This is a genomic window from Curtobacterium sp. MCLR17_040, assembly GCF_003234735.1.
In the GTDB taxonomy this organism is placed as follows: domain Bacteria; phylum Actinomycetota; class Actinomycetes; order Actinomycetales; family Microbacteriaceae; genus Curtobacterium; species Curtobacterium flaccumfaciens.
Window position 1 is genome coordinate 15,722 of record NZ_QKTE01000023.1, and the last position, 17,213, is coordinate 32,934.

Annotated in this window: 11 protein-coding genes and 1 tRNA gene; 7 read left to right on the plus strand and 5 right to left on the minus strand. The window is 73.1% G+C overall.

What is annotated here, in order from left to right:
• Nucleotides 1-65: 65 nt before the first annotated feature.
• Genes DEJ01_RS15705 through DEJ01_RS15715 form a run of 3 tightly spaced genes read right to left on the minus strand, consistent with a single transcriptional unit; the run spans nucleotide 66 to nucleotide 6,423 of the window.
• Nucleotides 66-1,385, minus strand: coding sequence for a M1 family metallopeptidase (locus tag DEJ01_RS15705; protein WP_258375735.1), 1,320 nt, complete (start codon nucleotides 1,383-1,385; stop codon nucleotides 66-68).
• Between the two features lie 14 nt (nucleotides 1,386-1,399).
• The gene (locus DEJ01_RS15710; RefSeq protein ID WP_111093531.1) at nucleotides 1,400-5,296 is read right to left on the minus strand and encodes a Pls/PosA family non-ribosomal peptide synthetase; all 3,897 of its coding nucleotides are present in this window, start codon (nucleotides 5,294-5,296) and stop codon (nucleotides 1,400-1,402) included.
• A 44-nt stretch (nucleotides 5,297-5,340) separates the two neighbouring features.
• Nucleotides 5,341-6,423: a Gfo/Idh/MocA family protein gene (locus tag DEJ01_RS15715; RefSeq protein ID WP_258375736.1), complete on the minus strand. Its 1,083-nt coding sequence runs from the start codon at nucleotides 6,421-6,423 to the stop codon at nucleotides 5,341-5,343.
• Between the two features lie 168 nt (nucleotides 6,424-6,591).
• Here DEJ01_RS15715 and DEJ01_RS15720 point away from each other — a divergent pair, with 168 nt between their 5' ends.
• Entirely contained in the window at nucleotides 6,592-7,416 is an 825-nt protein-coding gene (locus DEJ01_RS15720) for an alpha/beta hydrolase (protein ID WP_181438478.1), read from the plus strand.
• A 396-nt stretch (nucleotides 7,417-7,812) separates the two neighbouring features.
• Here DEJ01_RS15720 and DEJ01_RS15725 read toward each other — a convergent pair.
• Both DEJ01_RS15725 and DEJ01_RS15730 read right to left on the minus strand, forming a co-directional pair.
• Nucleotides 7,813-7,884: transfer RNA gene (locus DEJ01_RS15725), tRNA-Arg, on the minus strand.
• A gap of 830 nt (nucleotides 7,885-8,714) precedes the next feature.
• Nucleotides 8,715-9,290, minus strand: coding sequence for a hypothetical protein (locus DEJ01_RS15730; RefSeq protein WP_111093533.1), 576 nt, complete (start codon nucleotides 9,288-9,290; stop codon nucleotides 8,715-8,717).
• Nucleotides 9,291-9,349: 59 nt separating this feature from the next.
• Here DEJ01_RS15730 and argS point away from each other — a divergent pair, with 59 nt between their 5' ends.
• The 6 genes from argS (at nucleotide 9,350) to thrB (ending at nucleotide 17,037) form a co-directional block, all read left to right on the plus strand.
• A complete protein-coding gene (gene argS, locus DEJ01_RS15735; RefSeq protein ID WP_056068838.1) occupies nucleotides 9,350-11,020 on the plus strand; it encodes an arginine--tRNA ligase in 1,671 nt (556 codons plus the stop codon).
• 225 nt (nucleotides 11,021-11,245) lie between these two features.
• The gene (locus tag DEJ01_RS15740) at nucleotides 11,246-12,001 is read left to right on the plus strand and encodes an LmeA family phospholipid-binding protein (RefSeq protein WP_111033762.1); all 756 of its coding nucleotides are present in this window, start codon (nucleotides 11,246-11,248) and stop codon (nucleotides 11,999-12,001) included.
• Nucleotides 12,002-12,059: 58 nt separating this feature from the next.
• Entirely contained in the window at nucleotides 12,060-13,481 is a 1,422-nt protein-coding gene (lysA, locus tag DEJ01_RS15745; protein WP_111093534.1) for a diaminopimelate decarboxylase, read from the plus strand.
• Nucleotides 13,482-13,546: 65 nt separating this feature from the next.
• Nucleotides 13,547-14,854 carry a homoserine dehydrogenase gene (locus DEJ01_RS15750; protein ID WP_027465790.1) on the plus strand — a complete coding sequence of 436 codons (1,308 nt, stop codon included), beginning with the start codon at nucleotides 13,547-13,549 and terminating at the stop codon, nucleotides 14,852-14,854.
• An 87-nt stretch (nucleotides 14,855-14,941) separates the two neighbouring features.
• Nucleotides 14,942-16,021, plus strand: coding sequence for a threonine synthase (gene thrC, locus DEJ01_RS15755; protein ID WP_071404606.1), 1,080 nt, complete (start codon nucleotides 14,942-14,944; stop codon nucleotides 16,019-16,021).
• A 32-nt stretch (nucleotides 16,022-16,053) separates the two neighbouring features.
• Nucleotides 16,054-17,037, plus strand: coding sequence for a homoserine kinase (gene thrB / locus DEJ01_RS15760; RefSeq protein ID WP_181422633.1), 984 nt, complete (start codon nucleotides 16,054-16,056; stop codon nucleotides 17,035-17,037).
• The last annotated feature ends 176 nt before the right edge of the window (nucleotides 17,038-17,213 follow it).

The window sequence follows — 17,213 nt, forward strand, 5'->3', positions numbered from 1 at the left end:
CGGCGGCGGAGCCTGCTGGCCGGCGCGGCGGCGGAGCCTGCTGATCGACGCGGCGTCGGAGCCTGCTAGCCAGCGGGCAGCGTCGGCACCGACGCCTCGTCGATCCAGGGCCCGGTCACCGCACCGACGTCCGCGACCGAGCGGCCGGCGGCGTCCGCGAACGCACGGAGCACGTCGGGCACGATGACGGATCCGTGCCGGTGCCGCTCGGTGATGCTCCGCAGCCCGGTGAAGAAGGCGTCGTCGCCGATCGTGCGGCGGACGGCGTGCAGGGCAAGGGCGCCGCGCTTGTAGACGCGGTCGTCGAACATGTCCTTCGCGCCCGGGTCACCGACGACCAGGTCCTCCGGCTGTTCGAGCAGTCCCTGCCGGTACCGCTCTGCCAGCTGGTCGGCGGTGTCGTCGCCGCGGTCCTCGGACCAGAGCCACTCGGCGTAGCAGGCGAACCCCTCGTGCAGCCAGATGTCCTGCCACCGGGTGACCGTGACGGAGTTGCCGAACCACTGGTGGGCGAGCTCGTGGGCGATGAGGCGGTCGGTGCCGTGCTCGCCGTCGACGTGGTTCCGGCCGAACACCGCCAGGCCGTGGGCCTCGAGCGGGATCTCCAGGTCGTCGTCGGTGACCACGACGCCGTACGCCGCGAACGGGTACGGACCGAATCGGTCACCGAACAGCGCGAGCATCTCCGGCACCTGGCCGAAGTCGGTCTTCGCGGCGGCGGCGAGGTCGGCGGGGTGGTGCAGCGTGACGGGGACCCCGCTCGTGCGCAGCTTCGTGGTGCGGTAGCGGCCGATCTGCACGGTCGCCAGGTAGGTCGCCATCGGCTCGGTGGTGGCGTAGGTCCAGCGGGTGCCGACGCGGTCGCGCTCCTTGGCGAGCAGCTCCCCGTTCGCCAGGACGTCGTACGCCGCCTCGGCCGCGATCTCGATCCGGTAGGTCGCCTTGTCGTCGGGGCGGTCGTTGCACGGGAACCACGACGGCGCTCCCGTGGGCTGGGCGGCGACGATGACGCCGTCGGACAGTTCCTCCCAGCCCAGCTGCCCCCACGCACTCCGGACGGGGTGCGGGGTGCCGCGGTACCGCAGGTGCACGCTGAACACGGTGTCGGCGGCGATGGGGTCGGCCGGGGTGACCATCACCTTGTGCGTCGCGGTCGAGACCTTCTTCGCCCGGCGTCCGTCGACGTCGACCCGGTCGACCGTGAGCCCGTGCAGGTCGATCACGACCTTCTCGAGCGGCTCGAGGGCGCGCGCGGTGATCGTGGCGGTGCCGTCCAGGCGGTTCGTGGCGACGCGGTAGTCGAGACGGAGCTCGTAGTGCTCGGCACTCCACCGTCGGTCGCCGCTGTGCGGGGTGTACGGGTCTGCGGCGGGATCGGAGGGCACGGGGACAGTCAACCTCATGGCGCCGGTGGGGCGGTCACCGAAGGGGCTGCCGATGTCCACGGAGCGATCGGGTTGCCGGACCAGCGGGAGCCGGTCGGCACCTGCTCACCGCGCATCACGAGCGAGGACGGCCCGACGGTCGCCCCGGCACCGATGCCGGCCGCCGGCAGGACCACGCTGTGCGGCCCGAGCGTCGCACCCGCGTCGATCCGGACGGTGTCGAGCTGCATCACGCGGTCGTGGAACAGGTGCGTCTGCACGACCGTGCCCCGCGCCACCGACGCCCCGGAGCCGATGGTGACCAGGTCGGCCTCGGGTAGCCAGTACGTCTCGAGCCAGGTGCCGCGGCCGATCGTCGCACCGAGGCTCCGTAGCCAGACGGCCAGCGCGGGGGTGCCGGTGGCCTGCTCGGCGAACCAGGGGCGCGCGACGGTCTCGACGAAGGTGTCCTGCACCTCGTTGCGCCACACGAACGACGACCACAGCGGGTGCTCCCGGGCGGTGATCCGGCCGACGAACGCCCACTTCGCGATCGTCGAAACGACGGCGGCGACGGCACCGGCGGCGATGAGCACCGGTCCGGCGAGCAGCACCGTCCACCCGATCCCGACGGCCGACCAGAGCGCCAGCAGTGCTCCGGCCACGCCGAGCGCGATGGCGGCGGAGACCATCGGGGCCACCAGGCGCAGCAGCTCCCAGCAGCCGCGGGCGACCTTGAGCCGCCTGGACGGGCGGAACGTGCGCGCCTCGTCGAACTCCGTCGCAGCGCGCCGCAGCCGCACCGGGGGCGACCCGAGCCACGACGACCCGCGCTTGGCCTTCTTCGGCACCGCGGACAGCACCGCCACCAGGGCCTCGCGCGGCACCGAGCGCCCGGCACCCGTCATGCCGCTGTTGCCGAGGAACGCGCGACGGCCGACCTTCGAGCGACCGATCCGCACCCGACCGCCGCCGAGCTCGTACGTCGCCACCATCGTGTCGTCGGCCAGGAACGCCCCCGACGCGATCTGCGTCAACGCCGGGATGAGCAGCACCGTCGAGATCTCGGTGTCCCGACCGACGCGGGCACCGAGCAGCCGCAGCCACACCGGCGTCACGAGCGAGGCGTACAGCGGGAACAGCAGGGTGCGCGCCGCGTCGAGCACCCGCTCGGTCGACCACACCTGCCAGCCGATCCGGGAGCGCACCGGGTGCCGCCCCTCGTGCAGGCCGATGCCGAGCAGCCGCACCGCGACCACCACCAGCAGCGCGTACACCGCACCGGCGACGACCGTCGCCAGGGGGACCGTCACCAGCGCACGGAGCACCGCGTCGCCCAGGGTCGACGCCCGCCCGACCAGGGCGAGGGCGACCAGCAGGCCGACCGCGACACCGACCACCGGCAACCCGGCCACGGCCAGGGACCCGACCCCGTACGCGAGCAGCCAGCGTCGTCGGGTCGCGGGGCGGGCCTCCCGGTCGTCACGAGCCGACCCGGTGCGCTCCGCCGGCGCCCCTGCCCAGCGTTCGCCCGCGGGCACCGGGCCGCCGACGGCGGAACCCGCCGTGATCTCGGCACCCGCACCGACGTGCGCCCCGGGCAGCAGCGTCGTCCGGCTGCGCACCACGGCGTCCTCGTCGACGCGGACGTGCCCCAGGTGGAACACGTCGCCGTCGAGCCAGTGCCCGGCCAGGTCGACCTCGGGCTCGATCGAGGCACGCTTGCCGATCGTGAGCATCCCGGTCACCGGCGGCAGCGTGTGCAGGTCGACGTCCCTGCCGATCCGCGCGCCGAGGGCCCGGGCGTAGTAGCTGATCCACGGGGCACCCGCCGTCGAGGGGCCGTCGACCGCCTCGGCGATGCGCTCGGCCAGCCACACCCGCAGGTGCACCGAACCGCCACGGGGGTACGACCCCGGCCGGACCCCGGCGAGCAGCAGCCGCGCGAGCACCACCGTCAGCGCCATCTTGCCGATCGGCGTCACGAACACCAGGAGCGCCAGCACCAGCACCGGCCAGGGCAGCACCGGCAGGAACGGCAGCGTCGTCGCGTGCAGCACCGCGGCCACCAGGGCCGTCCACGTCAGCACCCGCAACCCCCGGAGCACCTGCACCGGCAGCCCGAGCAGCGTCATCAGCAACCCCGTCGTCGGGGGCACCGGCGTGACGTCACGCGACGACGCCTCGACCGGGCCGGACTCGTCCAGCGCCGCCGCCAACGCCCCGATCCGCGGGTGGTCGTACACGTCGGCCACCGTCGTCGTCGGGAACCGCTCCCGGATGGCGGACACCAGCTGCGCCGCCGTCAGCGACCCACCGCCGTGCGCGAAGAAGTCGTCGTCGACGCTCGCCACCGGCACCCCGAGGATCGCCGACCACCGCTCGGCGATCCACGCCACCGTGTCCGGCAGCATCGCCGCGTCCGAGGCACCCGGCAACGGCCACGGCAGCGCCGCACGGTCGACCTTGCCCGACGTCCGCGTCGGCAGCGACTCCACCACGGCCACCAACGGCACCAGCGCCGCCGGCAGCTCCTGCCGCAACCGGGCGTTCGCCGCAGCCACGTCCACCGTCGCCCCGGCCACCGGAGCCACGTACCCGACCAGCACCTGGTTGCCCGCCGGGGTCCGCTGCACCACCGCGGCACCACCCGCCACGTCGTCCAGGGCCTGCAGCGCCGCGTCGATCTCCCCGAGCTCGATCCGCCGGCCACCGAGCTTCACCTGGTCGTCCGCACGCCCCTGGAACACCAGCCCCTCGGGCTCGTACCGAACCAGGTCCCCGCTCCGGTACGCCCGCTCCCACCCGAGCTCCGGGAACGGCGCGTACTTCTCCGCGTCCTTCGCCGGGTCCAGGTACCGCCCCAGCCCGACGCCACCGATCACGAGCTCACCGACGCCGCCCGGTTCCACCCGCTGTCCGGCACCGTCCACCACGGCCAGGTCCCACCCGTCCAGCGGCAGCCCGATCCGGATGGGCTGGCTCCCGTCGAGCAGGGACCCGCACGCCACCACCGTCGCCTCGGTCGGCCCGTAGGTGTTCCACACCTCACGGTCACGACTCGCGATGCGCGCCGCCAGCTCCGGGGGGCACGCCTCACCACCGAAGATCACCAGCCGCACCTGCTCGAGCGCATCGTCGGGCCACAACGCCGCCAGCGTCGGCACCGTCGACACCACCGTGATCGTGTGCGCGATGAGCCACGGCCCCAGGTCCACCCCCGTCCGCACCAACGACCGGGGTGCCGGCACCAGCGCGGCGCCGTGCCCCCACGCCAACCACATCTCCTCGCACGACGCGTCGAACGCCACGCTCAGCCCCGCCAGCACCCGGTCACCCGGACCGATCGGCGCCGCCTGCAGGAACATCCGCGCCTCGGCGTCCACGAACGCCGCAGCGCTGCGGTGGGTGACCGCCACACCCTTCGGGACCCCGGTCGACCCGGACGTGAAGATGATCCACGCGTCGTCGGTCTCATGGGGGAGTTCGGCGCTCGCCGTAGGGTCCGTCACCGGCAGCTCCGTGCCGTCGCGGTCGCGCAGGACACCGCCCGCGCCGATCACCCCGACGACACCGGCCTCGCCGAACACCAGGGTGGCGCGCTCCTCGGGGTCGTCCGCGTCGACCGGCACGTACGCGGCTCCGGCGGCGAGCACGGCGAGGATCGACAGGTACAGGTCACGCCCGCCGGAGGGGATCCGCACCCCGACCCGGTCGCCCCGTCGGACACCGCGGCGGGCCAGGTCGTCGGCCTGCGCGCGCACGAGGTCGAGCAGGGCGGCGTAGTCGACGCTGCCGGCGGGGTCCTCGAGCGCGGTCGCGTCCGGGTGGGTCGCCGCGGTCGCCGCCAGGACGTCGAACAGGGTCCGTGGGGCGGGTGCGTCGCCGCCGCGGGCGAGTTCGAGCTGCGCGTTCCCGGTGCCGATGGTCATCGAGGCCTCTTCCCGGTCGTGTGCGGGACGACCGGCCCGTGATCCTAGAGGGTCGAGGTGTCCTGCTCGGGAACGGACGGTGCCGCACCGGTCGGGCCGAGCGCCGCACCGGTCGGGCCGAGTGCCGCACGGGCCGCGTCGAGCGCCGTCGCGATCCCGATCGAGTCGTCCAGCGAGTGCACCGGGGACTCCGTGCGACCGTCCGCCACGTACTGCGCCAGCGCCGCCGCCTGCCACACGAGTCCCTGACGACCCCGCAGCCCCGTCGGCTCCGCCCAGTGGTCCTCCCCACCCGGGTGGTGCACCGCGAACGACGCCGGGAACACGAAGTGGTCGGTGTACCGGACCGTGGCCCGGCTCCCGGCGATCACCGCCAGCCCCGGCGTCCACGCCGTCATCGACGTGGCCACCACCGCCTGCGCGCCACGCTCCGCCGTCGACACCGTGACGGACTGGAGGTCCACCCCGCGATCCGAGACTGCCCCCGTCGTGCTGCTGGTCACCGGGGCGCCGGTGGCGAACCGTGCGAACCAGTGCCCGTAGACGCCGGCGTCGAGGAGGGCACCCCCGCCTGCGGCGGGGTCGAACATCCGGTCCGCCGGGTCCGGGTCGTGCGGCCACCCGACGTCGACCGTCGCGAGGCGGACGTCGCCGAGGACCCCGTCCGCGAGCAGACGGGCGATGACCGTGGTGCCCGGCAGGTACCGGGTCCACATCGCCTCCATCGCGAGGACGCCCGCGGCCCGTGCGGCGTCGGCGAGGGTGCGGGTGTCCGCTGCCGAGGTCGTCATCGGCTTCTCGACGAGCACGTGCTTGCCGGCGGCGATCGCGAGCAGCGCGTGCCCGAGGTGCTGCGGGTGCGGCGAGGCGACGTAGACCACGTCGACGGACGGGTCCGCCACGAGGGCCTCGTACGACCCGTGCACACCGGGCACGCCGTGGCGGGCGGCGAAGGCCGCGGCACGCTCGGGGGAGCGGGACCCCACGGCGACCACGCGCTGGTCGGAGTTCGCGTGCAGCGTCGCGGTGAAGTCGTTCGCGATCTCCCCGGGGCCGATCACACCCCACCGGAGCACGGGGCCGCCCCGCAGTGCGTGGACTCCGGGCACCGGGAACGTCATCGTCATGCCGGAACGCTACCGGGCTGACCCGGACCCGGTTGTGCCGCTCCTCGCCCCGGAACCGAACCGCATCGAGTCATCCGACCCAATCGCCCCGTGACACGGTCGATGAGAATCGGATTCCACGAACCGCCGCCGGTCGCGGCGTCGGCAACCCGAGGAAGGTCGTCACCGATGCCCGCCCAGCCACCTCCCCACATCGACCGCGACGTGCGGTACTCGGACCAGCACGACGCCCTGGTCCTCGACGTCCACCGTCCGGCCCCCGGATCGCCCCCGAGCACCGGCGCCGTCGTGCTCGTGCACGGTGGCGGCTGGTTCCGCGGGGACAAGTCCAAGGAGGACGGCCTGTCCGCCCGACTCGTCGACGCCGGGTACACGGTCTTCGTCCCGAACTACCGGCTGGCACCGACGGACGTGTTCCCCGCGAGCAGGGACGACGTGCTCACCGCCTACGAGTGGGCGCTGCAGTCCGACGTCCCCTTCGACCGGAGCAAGGTCGCCTTCTTCGGCGGGTCCGCCGGCGGGAACCTCGCCGTCGAGGGCGGCATCGCGACCGGCCGTCCCTCCGTGAGCTGGTCCGGGATCTTCGGCCTCGCCGAGATCATCCGGGCGACCGACGGCACGGTCTCCGCGGCGCCGACGACCCAGGACCTCGACGCGATGCGGAGCGCCGACATCGACCAGACCGGGCGGGACGACCCGTTCCTCCGCTGGGTGATCCTGCAGGAGGTCGGCGGCGACCGGTCGGCGCTCGCCGCGGCGTCCACGATCGAGCACGTGACGGCGTCGACGGGCCCCGTCTACCTCGCCAACTCGCTGGACGAGTGGGTCCCGCGGTCGGACCCGATCGCCCTGCAGGCGGCGCTCGCCGCGGTCGGCGTCCCGAACACGCTGCAGCTGATCCCCGGTCTCCGGCACGCCGAGGGCTACACCGACCACGCGCTGCCGGGATCGCTCGCGTTCCTCGCGCAGACGCTCGGGGTCGAGCACCGCTGAGCGGCGCACGACGAAGGAGGACCCCCGTGCACGACGACTCCGCAGCACCGCTCCCGATCGGCCCGGTCGGCAACGTCTTCCTGTTCGTCGACGACCTCGAGGCCGCGGTCGCCTGGTACGCGCCAGGCTCCGCCGCGAACCGGTCGTGCGTGGTGGCGCGCTCGTCGCGTTCGACGTCGAGGGCGTCCACCTCACGCTGCACCGCACCGACGAACTCAACACGCCGGGGCCGTCCGGCGCGGTGCCGTACTGGACCGTGCCCGACGTCGATGCCGTCGTCGAGGACTGGGTCGCCAACGGTGCCGTCGCGCACCGGGGGCCGAAGACGGTGTTCACGGGAGAGCGGCTCTGCCAGCTGCTCGATCCCTTCGGGAACCTCTTCGGCGTACTTTCCAGTGCCCCCAGGAGGATTCGAACCTCCGCCCCTGCCTCCGGAGGGCAGTGCTCTATCCCCTGAGCTATGGGGGCCAAGGGGTGTCAACAACCGTAGCAGGTCCGGCGGGTGGTCCTGGACAGCGCGTGTCGCGCTGTGGACGTGCCGTCGGACGGCCGGGAGGCGCGGTGCGGGCCCGCCACGGCCCTCCCGTCCGCACGGTGGGAGGGCCGCGTTCCGGTGCGAGGTTCCGTGTTCCGTGCGGCGTTGCAGGCGCGCACCACGCACGGAAGCTCGCACCAGATGGCGGACCCGGCACCGTGCGAGCGTCGCGAGCCGGCGCGAGGTTCCGCGTCCCGTCCGGCGCTGCAAGCGCGCACCACGTGCGCAACCTCGCACCGGACGGCGGACCCGGCACGGCGCGTGGCCGCCGCCGGCCGGGAGGCGCGGTGCGGGCCCGCCACGGGCCTCCCGTCCGCACCGTGCGTCCGTCGCGATCCGGTGCGAGGTTCCGCGTTCCGTGCAGCGCTGCGAGCAGCGCACCACGTGCGCAACCTCGCACCCGATGGCGGACGCGGCACCGTGCGTGGCCGCCGTCGACCTGGAGGCGCGGTGCGGGCCCGCCCCAGGCCTCCCGTCCGCACCGTGCGTCCGTCGCGAGCCGGTGCGAGGTTCCGCGTTCCGTGCAGCGCTGCAAGCGCGCACCGCACACGCAATCTCGCACCGGACGGCGGAGCCGGCACCGTGCGTGGCTGCCATCGGCCGGGAGGCGCGGTGCGGGCCTGCCACGGGCCTCCCGTCCGCACCGTGCGAGCGTCACGAGCCGGTGCGAGGTTCCGCGTTCCGTGCGGCGCTGCAAGCGCGCACCACGTGCGCAACCTCGCACCCGACGGCGGCCCCGCACCGTGCGCGGGGGCAGCGCGCGTCAGCCCACGGGCGTCGCCGTCGCCGACGCGGACGGCTGCAGCGCGGCGCGCACCGCGTCGACGACGGGCTGCGCCCCACCCGGCTCGGTGAACAGCGTCGACTGCGCGGTGATCCAGTACGGGTCGGCGAAGGCGTCCGCGCGGCCGACGTCGCCGCTCAGGGCGAAGTAGCCCTCCACGCGGTAGGTGGGGACGGACCCGCCCCGCTCGTACAGGGCGTCCTTCAGGTTGGTGAGCGACTTCTCAGGCAGGTCGGCGACCGCGAGCGTGATCGCCGTGGCGTCCGCGTCGGTGCTGACGAACCGGCACACGCGACCCTGCTGCTTCGCGATGGTCGCGGCGGGGGAGCCCTTCGCCGGGGTGAAGGAGTCGTCGAGCTCGAAGGTCTGCCCGTACACCGACAGTGCGCTCGTCGGCAGGAGCTCCGCGCAGGTCTGCGACACCGGCTTGCCCGCCGGGGTCGCGGTGGCCGACGGGGTGCTGTCCCCGCCGCCCGAGCACCCGGCGAGCACGACGGCTGCTGCGGTGGTGAGGGTGGCGACGGTGAGCGCCCGGGCACGGCTGCGGGGGGTCATCCCGACATGATGCTGCATCGACCGGTGCGGACCTGGGCGTCCCGGTAGGATCGGTCCTCGTGACTCCTGCCGAACTCTCCGCCGCGTACCTGTCGATCCTGACCGGGATCGTCGAGCGCCGAGGCGCGTCCGAGACCGTGACGATCGAGGAGTCCCACGTGGTGCTCGAGCGTCCGAAGAACCGCGCCCACGGCGACTGGGCCTCGAACGCGGCCATGCAGCTCGCGAAGCGGCTCGGCACGAACCCGCGCGAGCTCGCGACCGAGATCGCCGGCGAGCTGACCGAGCTCGACGGCGTGGACTCCGTCGACGTCGCCGGCCCCGGCTTCATCAACATCACGCTCGAGGCTGCCGCCGCTGGCGAGATCGCGCGCACCATCGTGGACGGCGGCGAGTCCTTCGGCACCGGCGACCTGTACGACGGCGTCCGGATCAACCTGGAGTTCGTCTCCGCCAACCCCACCGGCCCGATCCACATGGGCGGCGTCCGCTGGGCCGCGGTCGGCGACAGCCTGGCCCGCGTGTTCCAGGCGCAGGGCGGCCTCGTCACCCGCGAGTACTACTTCAACGACCACGGCGCGCAGATCGACCGGTTCGCCCGCTCCCTCGTCGCCAGCGCACTCGGTGAGCCCACGCCCGAGGACGGCTACGGCGGCGCCTACATCGCCGAGATCGCCGCACGGGTCATCGCGACCCTCGAGCCGGGCATCGACGTCCGCGACCTGCCGCGCGACGAGGCGCAGGAGCTCTTCCGTCGCGAGGGCGTCGACTTCATGTTCGCGGACATCAAGTCGTCGCTGCACGACTTCGGCGTCGACTTCGACGTCTACTTCCACGAGAACGCCCTGCACGAGTCGAAGGCCGTCGAGCGTGCGATCGCCCGGCTGCGGTCGGCCGGCGTGATGTACGAGGCCGAGGGTGCCGAGTGGCTCCGCACGACCGACTTCGGCGACGACCGCGACCGCGTCGTCATCAAGTCGGACGGCGAGCCCGCGTACATCGCCGGCGACCTGGCGTACTACCTCGACAAGCGCGAGCGCGGGTTCGAGCGGAACCTGATCATGCTCGGTGCCGACCACCACGGCTACGTCGGCCGGATGATGGCGATGTGCGCCGCGTTCGGGGACGAGCCGGGCAAGAACCTCGAGATCCTGATCGGGCAGATGGTCAACCTGCTCAAGGACGGCGAACCGATGCGCATGTCGAAGCGCAACGGCACCATCGTCACGATGGAGGACCTCGTCGACGCCGTCGGTGTCGACGCCGGCCGGTACGCCCTGGTCCGCTTCGCCAGCGACACCGCGATCGACATCGACCTCGACCTGCTCACGAAGCGCACGAACGACAACCCCGTCTTCTACGTGCAGTACGCCCACGCCCGCACGCAGTCGGTGGCCCGGAACGCCGCGGCGGCCGGGGTCGACCGGTCGGTGTTCGACGCCTCGCTGCTGACCCACGAGTCGGAGAGCGCGCTCCTCGGAGCCCTCGCCGAGTACCCGCGGGTGGTCCGGCACGCCGCCGAGCTGCGCGAGCCGCACCGCATCGCGCGGTACATCGAGCAGCTGGCCGGCCTGTACCACCGCTGGTACGACTCCTGCCGTGTCACGCCCCTCGGCGACGAGCCGGTGACCGACCTGCACCGCACGCGCCTGTGGCTGAACGACGCCACCGGCCAGGTCGTCCGCAACGGCCTCGGCCTGCTCGGCGTGTCGGCTCCGTCCCGCATGTAGCGGAGCGGCGGCGCGAGCAGACGGCCGAGCCGTTGCCGAAACGCGCCCCTTGACGATCATCGCGCCCCGGTGTGCGGGGGCGCGATGACCGTGGCGGGGCGCGATCGCGATCGCGTGCGCCCAACGCCCAGCGCCCAGCGCCCGCTCGCACCCGCCGCACCCGCCCGCCGGACGCGCACCGGGCCTCCAGGCAGGCTGCCGGGACGGACTGGCAGGGTGGGACGCATGCCCGCAGCCACCGAACGCCCCACCACGCGCCGCCGCTGGCCCGTCGTCCTGCTCGTGGTCGTCGTCGTGCTCGCCGCCCTCGTCGTCGTCGCCGAGTTCGTGCTGCGCGGCGTCGTCGACCGGATCATCGCTCAGCAGGTCGAGCAGTCGCTACCGGACGGCACGACCGGCGAGGTCGACGCCCACGCCGAGGGCATCGTCATCCCGCAGCTCATCAGCGGCACGCTCGACCGCGTCGAGATCTCCTCGGAGAAGCTCACGGTGGACGGCATCCCGCTCGCCGCCGACGTCACCGCGCAGGACGTCCCGGTGGACGGCAAGGGCGACGTCCGCGACGTCGACGGCACGGTCACCCTGGCGTCGTCGAGCGTCAAGGACCTGGCGAAGTACAGCCCGCTGTTCGACCGGCTGAACCTGGTCGACGGCGGCGTCGAACTGACGGGGTCGTCGTCGGTGCTCGGCTACGACATCACCTACGCGGCCAAGGGTGCCGTCGTCGCGCAGGACGACGGCCGCGGCATCTCGATCACCCCGGAGAGCGTCCGGATCACGAACTCCGACCTCGGCCTCAAGGTCGACTCGATCCCGGGCGTCACCGGCGTCCCGGTGCAGGTCTGCACCGCGCAGTTCCTGCCCGAGGCGCTGCGGGTGCGCTCGCTCGACGTGTCGAAGTCGGACGCAACGGTCCGCATCACCGCGGACGCGCTGCCGCTCAACGAGGACGGCCTGCGGACGGTCGGCAGCTGCGGCTGAGCGGACGGGTGCGTAACGCGGCCTGGAGGAACGGCTCGCGTCGGTAGGATCGGGTCCCGTGAGCGAGAACCCCCTTGCACCGCCGCGGCTGCGGTTCCCGACGGACGCCTCCGAACTGGTGGACCGCATCTGGCCCGCGTCCGCGACGCGGACCGACGACGGCACCCTGGCGATCGGCGGCATCAGCGCGACGGACCTGGTCGCGCAGTTCGGCACGCCCCTGTACGTCGTCGACGAGCGGGACGTCCAGTCCCGTGCCGTCCGTGTGCGGAACGCGTTCGCCGAGGCGTTCGAGCGCATCGGCAGCCACGCGCACGTCTACTACGCCGGCAAGGCCTTCCTGACGACGCAGGTCGTCACGTGGATGGCCGAGGCCGACCTGCGCGTGGACGTCTGCACCGCCGGTGAGCTCGCCGTCGCCCTGGCCGGCGGCATCGACCCCGGCCGGCTCGGCTTCCACGGCAACGACAAGTCCGACGCCGAGATCACCCGCGCGGTCGAGGTCGGCATCGGCACGATCGTGCTCGACAGCCACGAAGAGGTGCAGCGCGTCGCCCGTGCCGCCGCCGACGCCGGCGTCGTGCAGCGCGTGCGCATCCGGATCAACACCGGTGTGCACGCGTCCACCCACGAGTACCTGGCGACCGCCCGCGAGGACCAGAAGTTCGGCATCCCGCTGTCCGAGGCCCTCGATGCCGCAGCAGCCGTCCGCGCCGAGCCCTCGCTCGCCTTCGTCGGGCTGCACTCGCACATCGGCTCGCAGATCTTCGACGACGCCGGCTTCCGCGAGGCCGCACGTCGACTCATGGACGTGCACGCGACGCTCGTGGCCTCCGGGCCGGTGCCCGAGCTGAACCTCGGCGGCGGCTGGGGGATCGACTACACCGAGGCCGACTCGGCCTTCGCCCCCGAGGACGTCGCCGAGGCACTGGCCACGATCATCGGCGAGGCCTGCGCCGAGCGCGGCATCCCGGTGCCGGACATCGCCGTCGAGCCGGGCCGCTACATCATCGGTCCGCCCGGGGTGACGCTCTACCGCGTCGGCACGATCAAGCCCGTCACGCTCGAGACCGAGGACGGCGGCAGCGCGACCCGCACGTACGTCTCGGTCGACGGCGGGATGAGCGACAACATCCGTCCCGCCCTGTACGGCGCCGACTACACGGCCCGGCTCGCCCGCACCTCGGACGCCCCGGCGGTGCTGAGCCGCGTCGTCGGCAAGCACTGCGAGAGCGGCGACGTCGTGGTCAACGACGAGTACCTGCCCGGCGACGTGCAGCGCGGGGACCTGCTCGCCGTCGCGGCCACCGGGGCCTACTGCTGGGCGCTGTCGAGCAACTACAACCACGTGGGCCGCCCGCCGGTCGTCGCCGTCGCGGACGGCACAGCCCGTATCCTCGTGCGGGGCGAGACGATCGACGACCTCCTCGCCCGTGACACCGGGGTCGCCGCCGTGCCCGCCGACGGCACCGGCCGCTGACCCCCGACCCGACCGGGTCCGCCCACCCCGCAGGGCGCACCCCCACCGACAGGAACCGCTACCAGATGATCGAATACCGCAACGTCCGTGTCGCGCTGCTCGGGGCCGGCTCGGTCGGTTCCCAGGTCGCGCGACTGCTCCTCGAGCACGGCGACGAGCTGGCCTCGCGCGCCGGTGCCGGGCTGGAGCTGGTCGGGATCGCCGTGCGCGACGTGGACGCCCAGCGCGACGTCGACCTGCCGGCGGAGCTCTTCACCACGGACGCTGCATCGCTCATCCTCGGCGCGGACATCGTCGTCGAGCTCATCGGCGGCATCGAGCCGGCGCGCACCCTCGTGCTCCAGGCCCTGCAGTCGGGCGCGGACGTCGTCACCGGCAACAAGGCGCTGCTCGCGACCCACGGCCCGGAGCTCTTCGCCGCGGCCGAGCAGGTCGGCGCGCAGCTCTACTACGAGGCCGCCGTGGCCGGGGCGATCCCGATCATCCGCCCGCTGCACGACTCGCTCGCCGGTGACCGCATCGTCCGGATCATGGGCATCGTCAACGGCACCACGAACTTCATCCTCGACCTGATGGACCGCAAGGGTTCCACGTTCGAGGACGCCCTGGCCACCGCGACGGAGCTCGGCTACGCCGAGGCCGACCCGACCGCCGACGTCGAGGGCTACGACGCCGCGCAGAAGGCCGCGATCCTGGCCTCGCTGGCGTTCCACACCTCGGTGCCGCTCGCCGCCGTGCACCGCGAGGGCATCACCCACGTCACGATCGACCAGGTCCGCGCCGCCCGCAAGGCCGGCTACGTCGTGAAGATCCTGGCGACCGCCGAGCGGCTCACCGACGAGGACGGCCGCGAGGGCGTCAGCGCCCGCGTCTACCCGGCCCTCGTGCCCGAGTCGCACCCGCTCGCGAGCGTGCACGGTGCGAAGAACGCGGTGTTCGTCGAAGCTGAGGCCGCCGGCGACCTGATGTTCTACGGCGCGGGTGCCGGTGGCGTCGAGACGGCTTCGGCGGTCCTCGGCGACCTGGTCTCCGCGGCCCGCCGGCACGTCATCGGCGGCCCGGGTGTCGCCGAGTCGACGCAGTCCGAGCTGCCGGTGTTCCCGATCGGCACCGTCCGCACGAGCTACCAGATCACCCTGCACGTCACGGACGCCCCCGGCGTGCTGTCGACGGTCGCCGGCGTGCTCGCGAAGCACGGCGTCAGCGTCGAGACGGTCGAGCAGACCACCACCGGCGCAGCCGAGGGGACCGCGACGCTCGTCATCGGCACCCACCTGGCGCGCGAGGCCGACCTGGCCGACACCGTCGTCGCCCTCCGCGGCGAGGACGTCGTCCTGGACGTCACCAGCGTCCTGCGCGTCGTCGGTCGCTGACGCAACCACGGGCCTTCAGGCCGACCTGCAGGCCCACCGAGCCGCACCACCACCAGATCCACCCCACCGGACAGAGAGAGAAGCCTGATGGCCCACCAGTGGCAGGGAGTCCTGCGCGAGTACGCCGACCGACTCGACGTGACCGAGGCGACGCCCATCGTCACGCTCGGTGAGGGCGGCACGCCGCTCATCCCGGCTCGTCGGCTCTCCGAGCGCACCGGCGCCGAGGTCTACGTGAAGTTCGAGGGCATGAACCCGACGGGTTCGTTCAAGGACCGCGGCATGACGATGGCGATCTCGAAGGCCGTCGAGCACGGCGCGAAGGCCGTCATCTGCGCCTCGACCGGCAACACCAGCGCCTCGGCCGCCGCGTACGCCACGCACGCCGGCATCACTGCCGCGGTGCTCGTGCCCGAGGGCAAGATCGCCATGGGCAAGCTCAGCCAGGCCGTCGCCCACGACGCCCAGCTGCTGCAGGTGCAGGGCAACTTCGACGACTGCCTCGACATCGCCCGCGACCTGGCGGCGAACTACCCGGTGCACCTCGTCAACTCCGTCAACAACGACCGCATCGAGGGGCAGAAGACCGCCGCGTTCGAGGTCGTCGACGTCCTCGGTGACGCACCGGACTTCCACTTCCTGCCCGTCGGCAACGCGGGCAACTACACCGCGTACTCGCGCGGCTACCGCGAGGACGTCGCCGCCGGCCGCAGCACCAAGCTGCCCCGCATGTTCGGGTTCCAGGCCGCGGGTTCCGCCCCGATCGTGCACGGCGAGGTCGTCCGGCACCCCGACACCATCGCGTCGGCGATCCGCATCGGCAACCCGGCCTCGTGGCAGTTCGCGCTCGAGGCGCGGGAGGAGACCGACGGCTACTTCGGTGCCATCACCGACGAGGCCATCCTCGCCGCACACCGCATCCTGTCGGCCGAGGTCGGCGTCTTCGTCGAGCCCGCATCGGCCATCGGTGTCGCCGGGCTCCTCGAGCGTGCCGACGCCGGTGTCGTGCCGAAGGGCGCGAAGGTCGTCATCACGGTCACGGGCCACGGTCTGAAGGACCCGCAGTGGGCCCTCCGCACGCCGGACGGCGGCGAGGTCACCCCGACGAGCGTGCCGGTCGACACGAAGTCGATCGCCGACGTGCTCGGTCTGGTCAGCGAGCAGTGATCTCCGACCGCTCGTCCGGACCGGGTGAGGGCATGACCGCCCGCAGTGCTGTACCGGCCGGACGGGCGGTCCGTGCACTGCCGACCGGATCGGCGGTCCGCGTCCGGGTGCCGGCCACGTCGGCGAACCTCGGCCCCGGCTTCGACTCGCTCGGCCTCGCGCTCTCGCTCTACGACGAAGTCGTGGTGCGCGTGCGCTCCGAACCCGGCGCGACCGTCACGGTCGAGGGCGTCGGTGCCGGGGAGGTCGCCACGGACGACACGAACCTCGTCGTCCGTGCGGTCCGCCGTGGCCTGGAGCACGCCGGTGTCGACCAGCCCGGTCTCGAGCTGCACGCCACGAACGCGATCCCGCACGGCCGCGGTCTCGGATCCTCTGCCGCGGCGATCGTCGCCGGGCTGATGGCGGCCCGTGGTCTGCTCGAGGGCGTCGTCGACCTGGACGCCTCGACGCTCCTGACCCTGGCCACCGAGATGGAGGGCCACCCGGACAACGTCGCGCCGGCGCTCTTCGGCGGCCTGACGATCGCGTGGATGACCGCCGAGGGCCCGGCCTACAAGCGGCTCCTGGTGCACCGCGGAGTCGCCCCGGTGGTGTTCGTGCCGACCTCGACGCTCTCGACCAAGCTCGCGCGCTCCCTGCAGCCCGAGCAGGTCCCGCACGCCGACGCCGCGTTCAACGTCTCCCGCTCGGCGCTGCTCGTCGCGGCGCTCATCCAGAGCCCCGAGCTGCTGCTCGCCGCGACCGAGGACCGTCTGCACCAGGCGTACCGCGCCAGCGCCATGCCCGAGACCGACGCCCTGATCCGGTTGCTCCGACAGCACGGCCTCGCCGCGGTGGTCTCCGGTGCCGGGCCGAGCCTGCTCGTCCTCGGCAGCGACCCGGCACAGCGCCTGACCGCCGCCGAACTGGTGCAGCGACACGCCGAATCCGACTGGCGGCCGCTCATGCTGGCCGTCGATCTCGGTGGTGCTACAGTGGCAGCGCACTCGGCGCTCGAAGCCGAACCCGCGTAACCGTACGGATCGCTCGTCCTCAGGACAGCTCCTGCGACGTCGCAGGGTCCGGTGCGCGAGTGTGCATCTCTTTCTGATCACCGAATCCCGATCCGTCGTCTGAACGGCGGTCGATGCTCACCCTGCATCCGGGACGGTGGAAACTCTCCGCGTTCTGCGGTTCGAAAGGAAACACC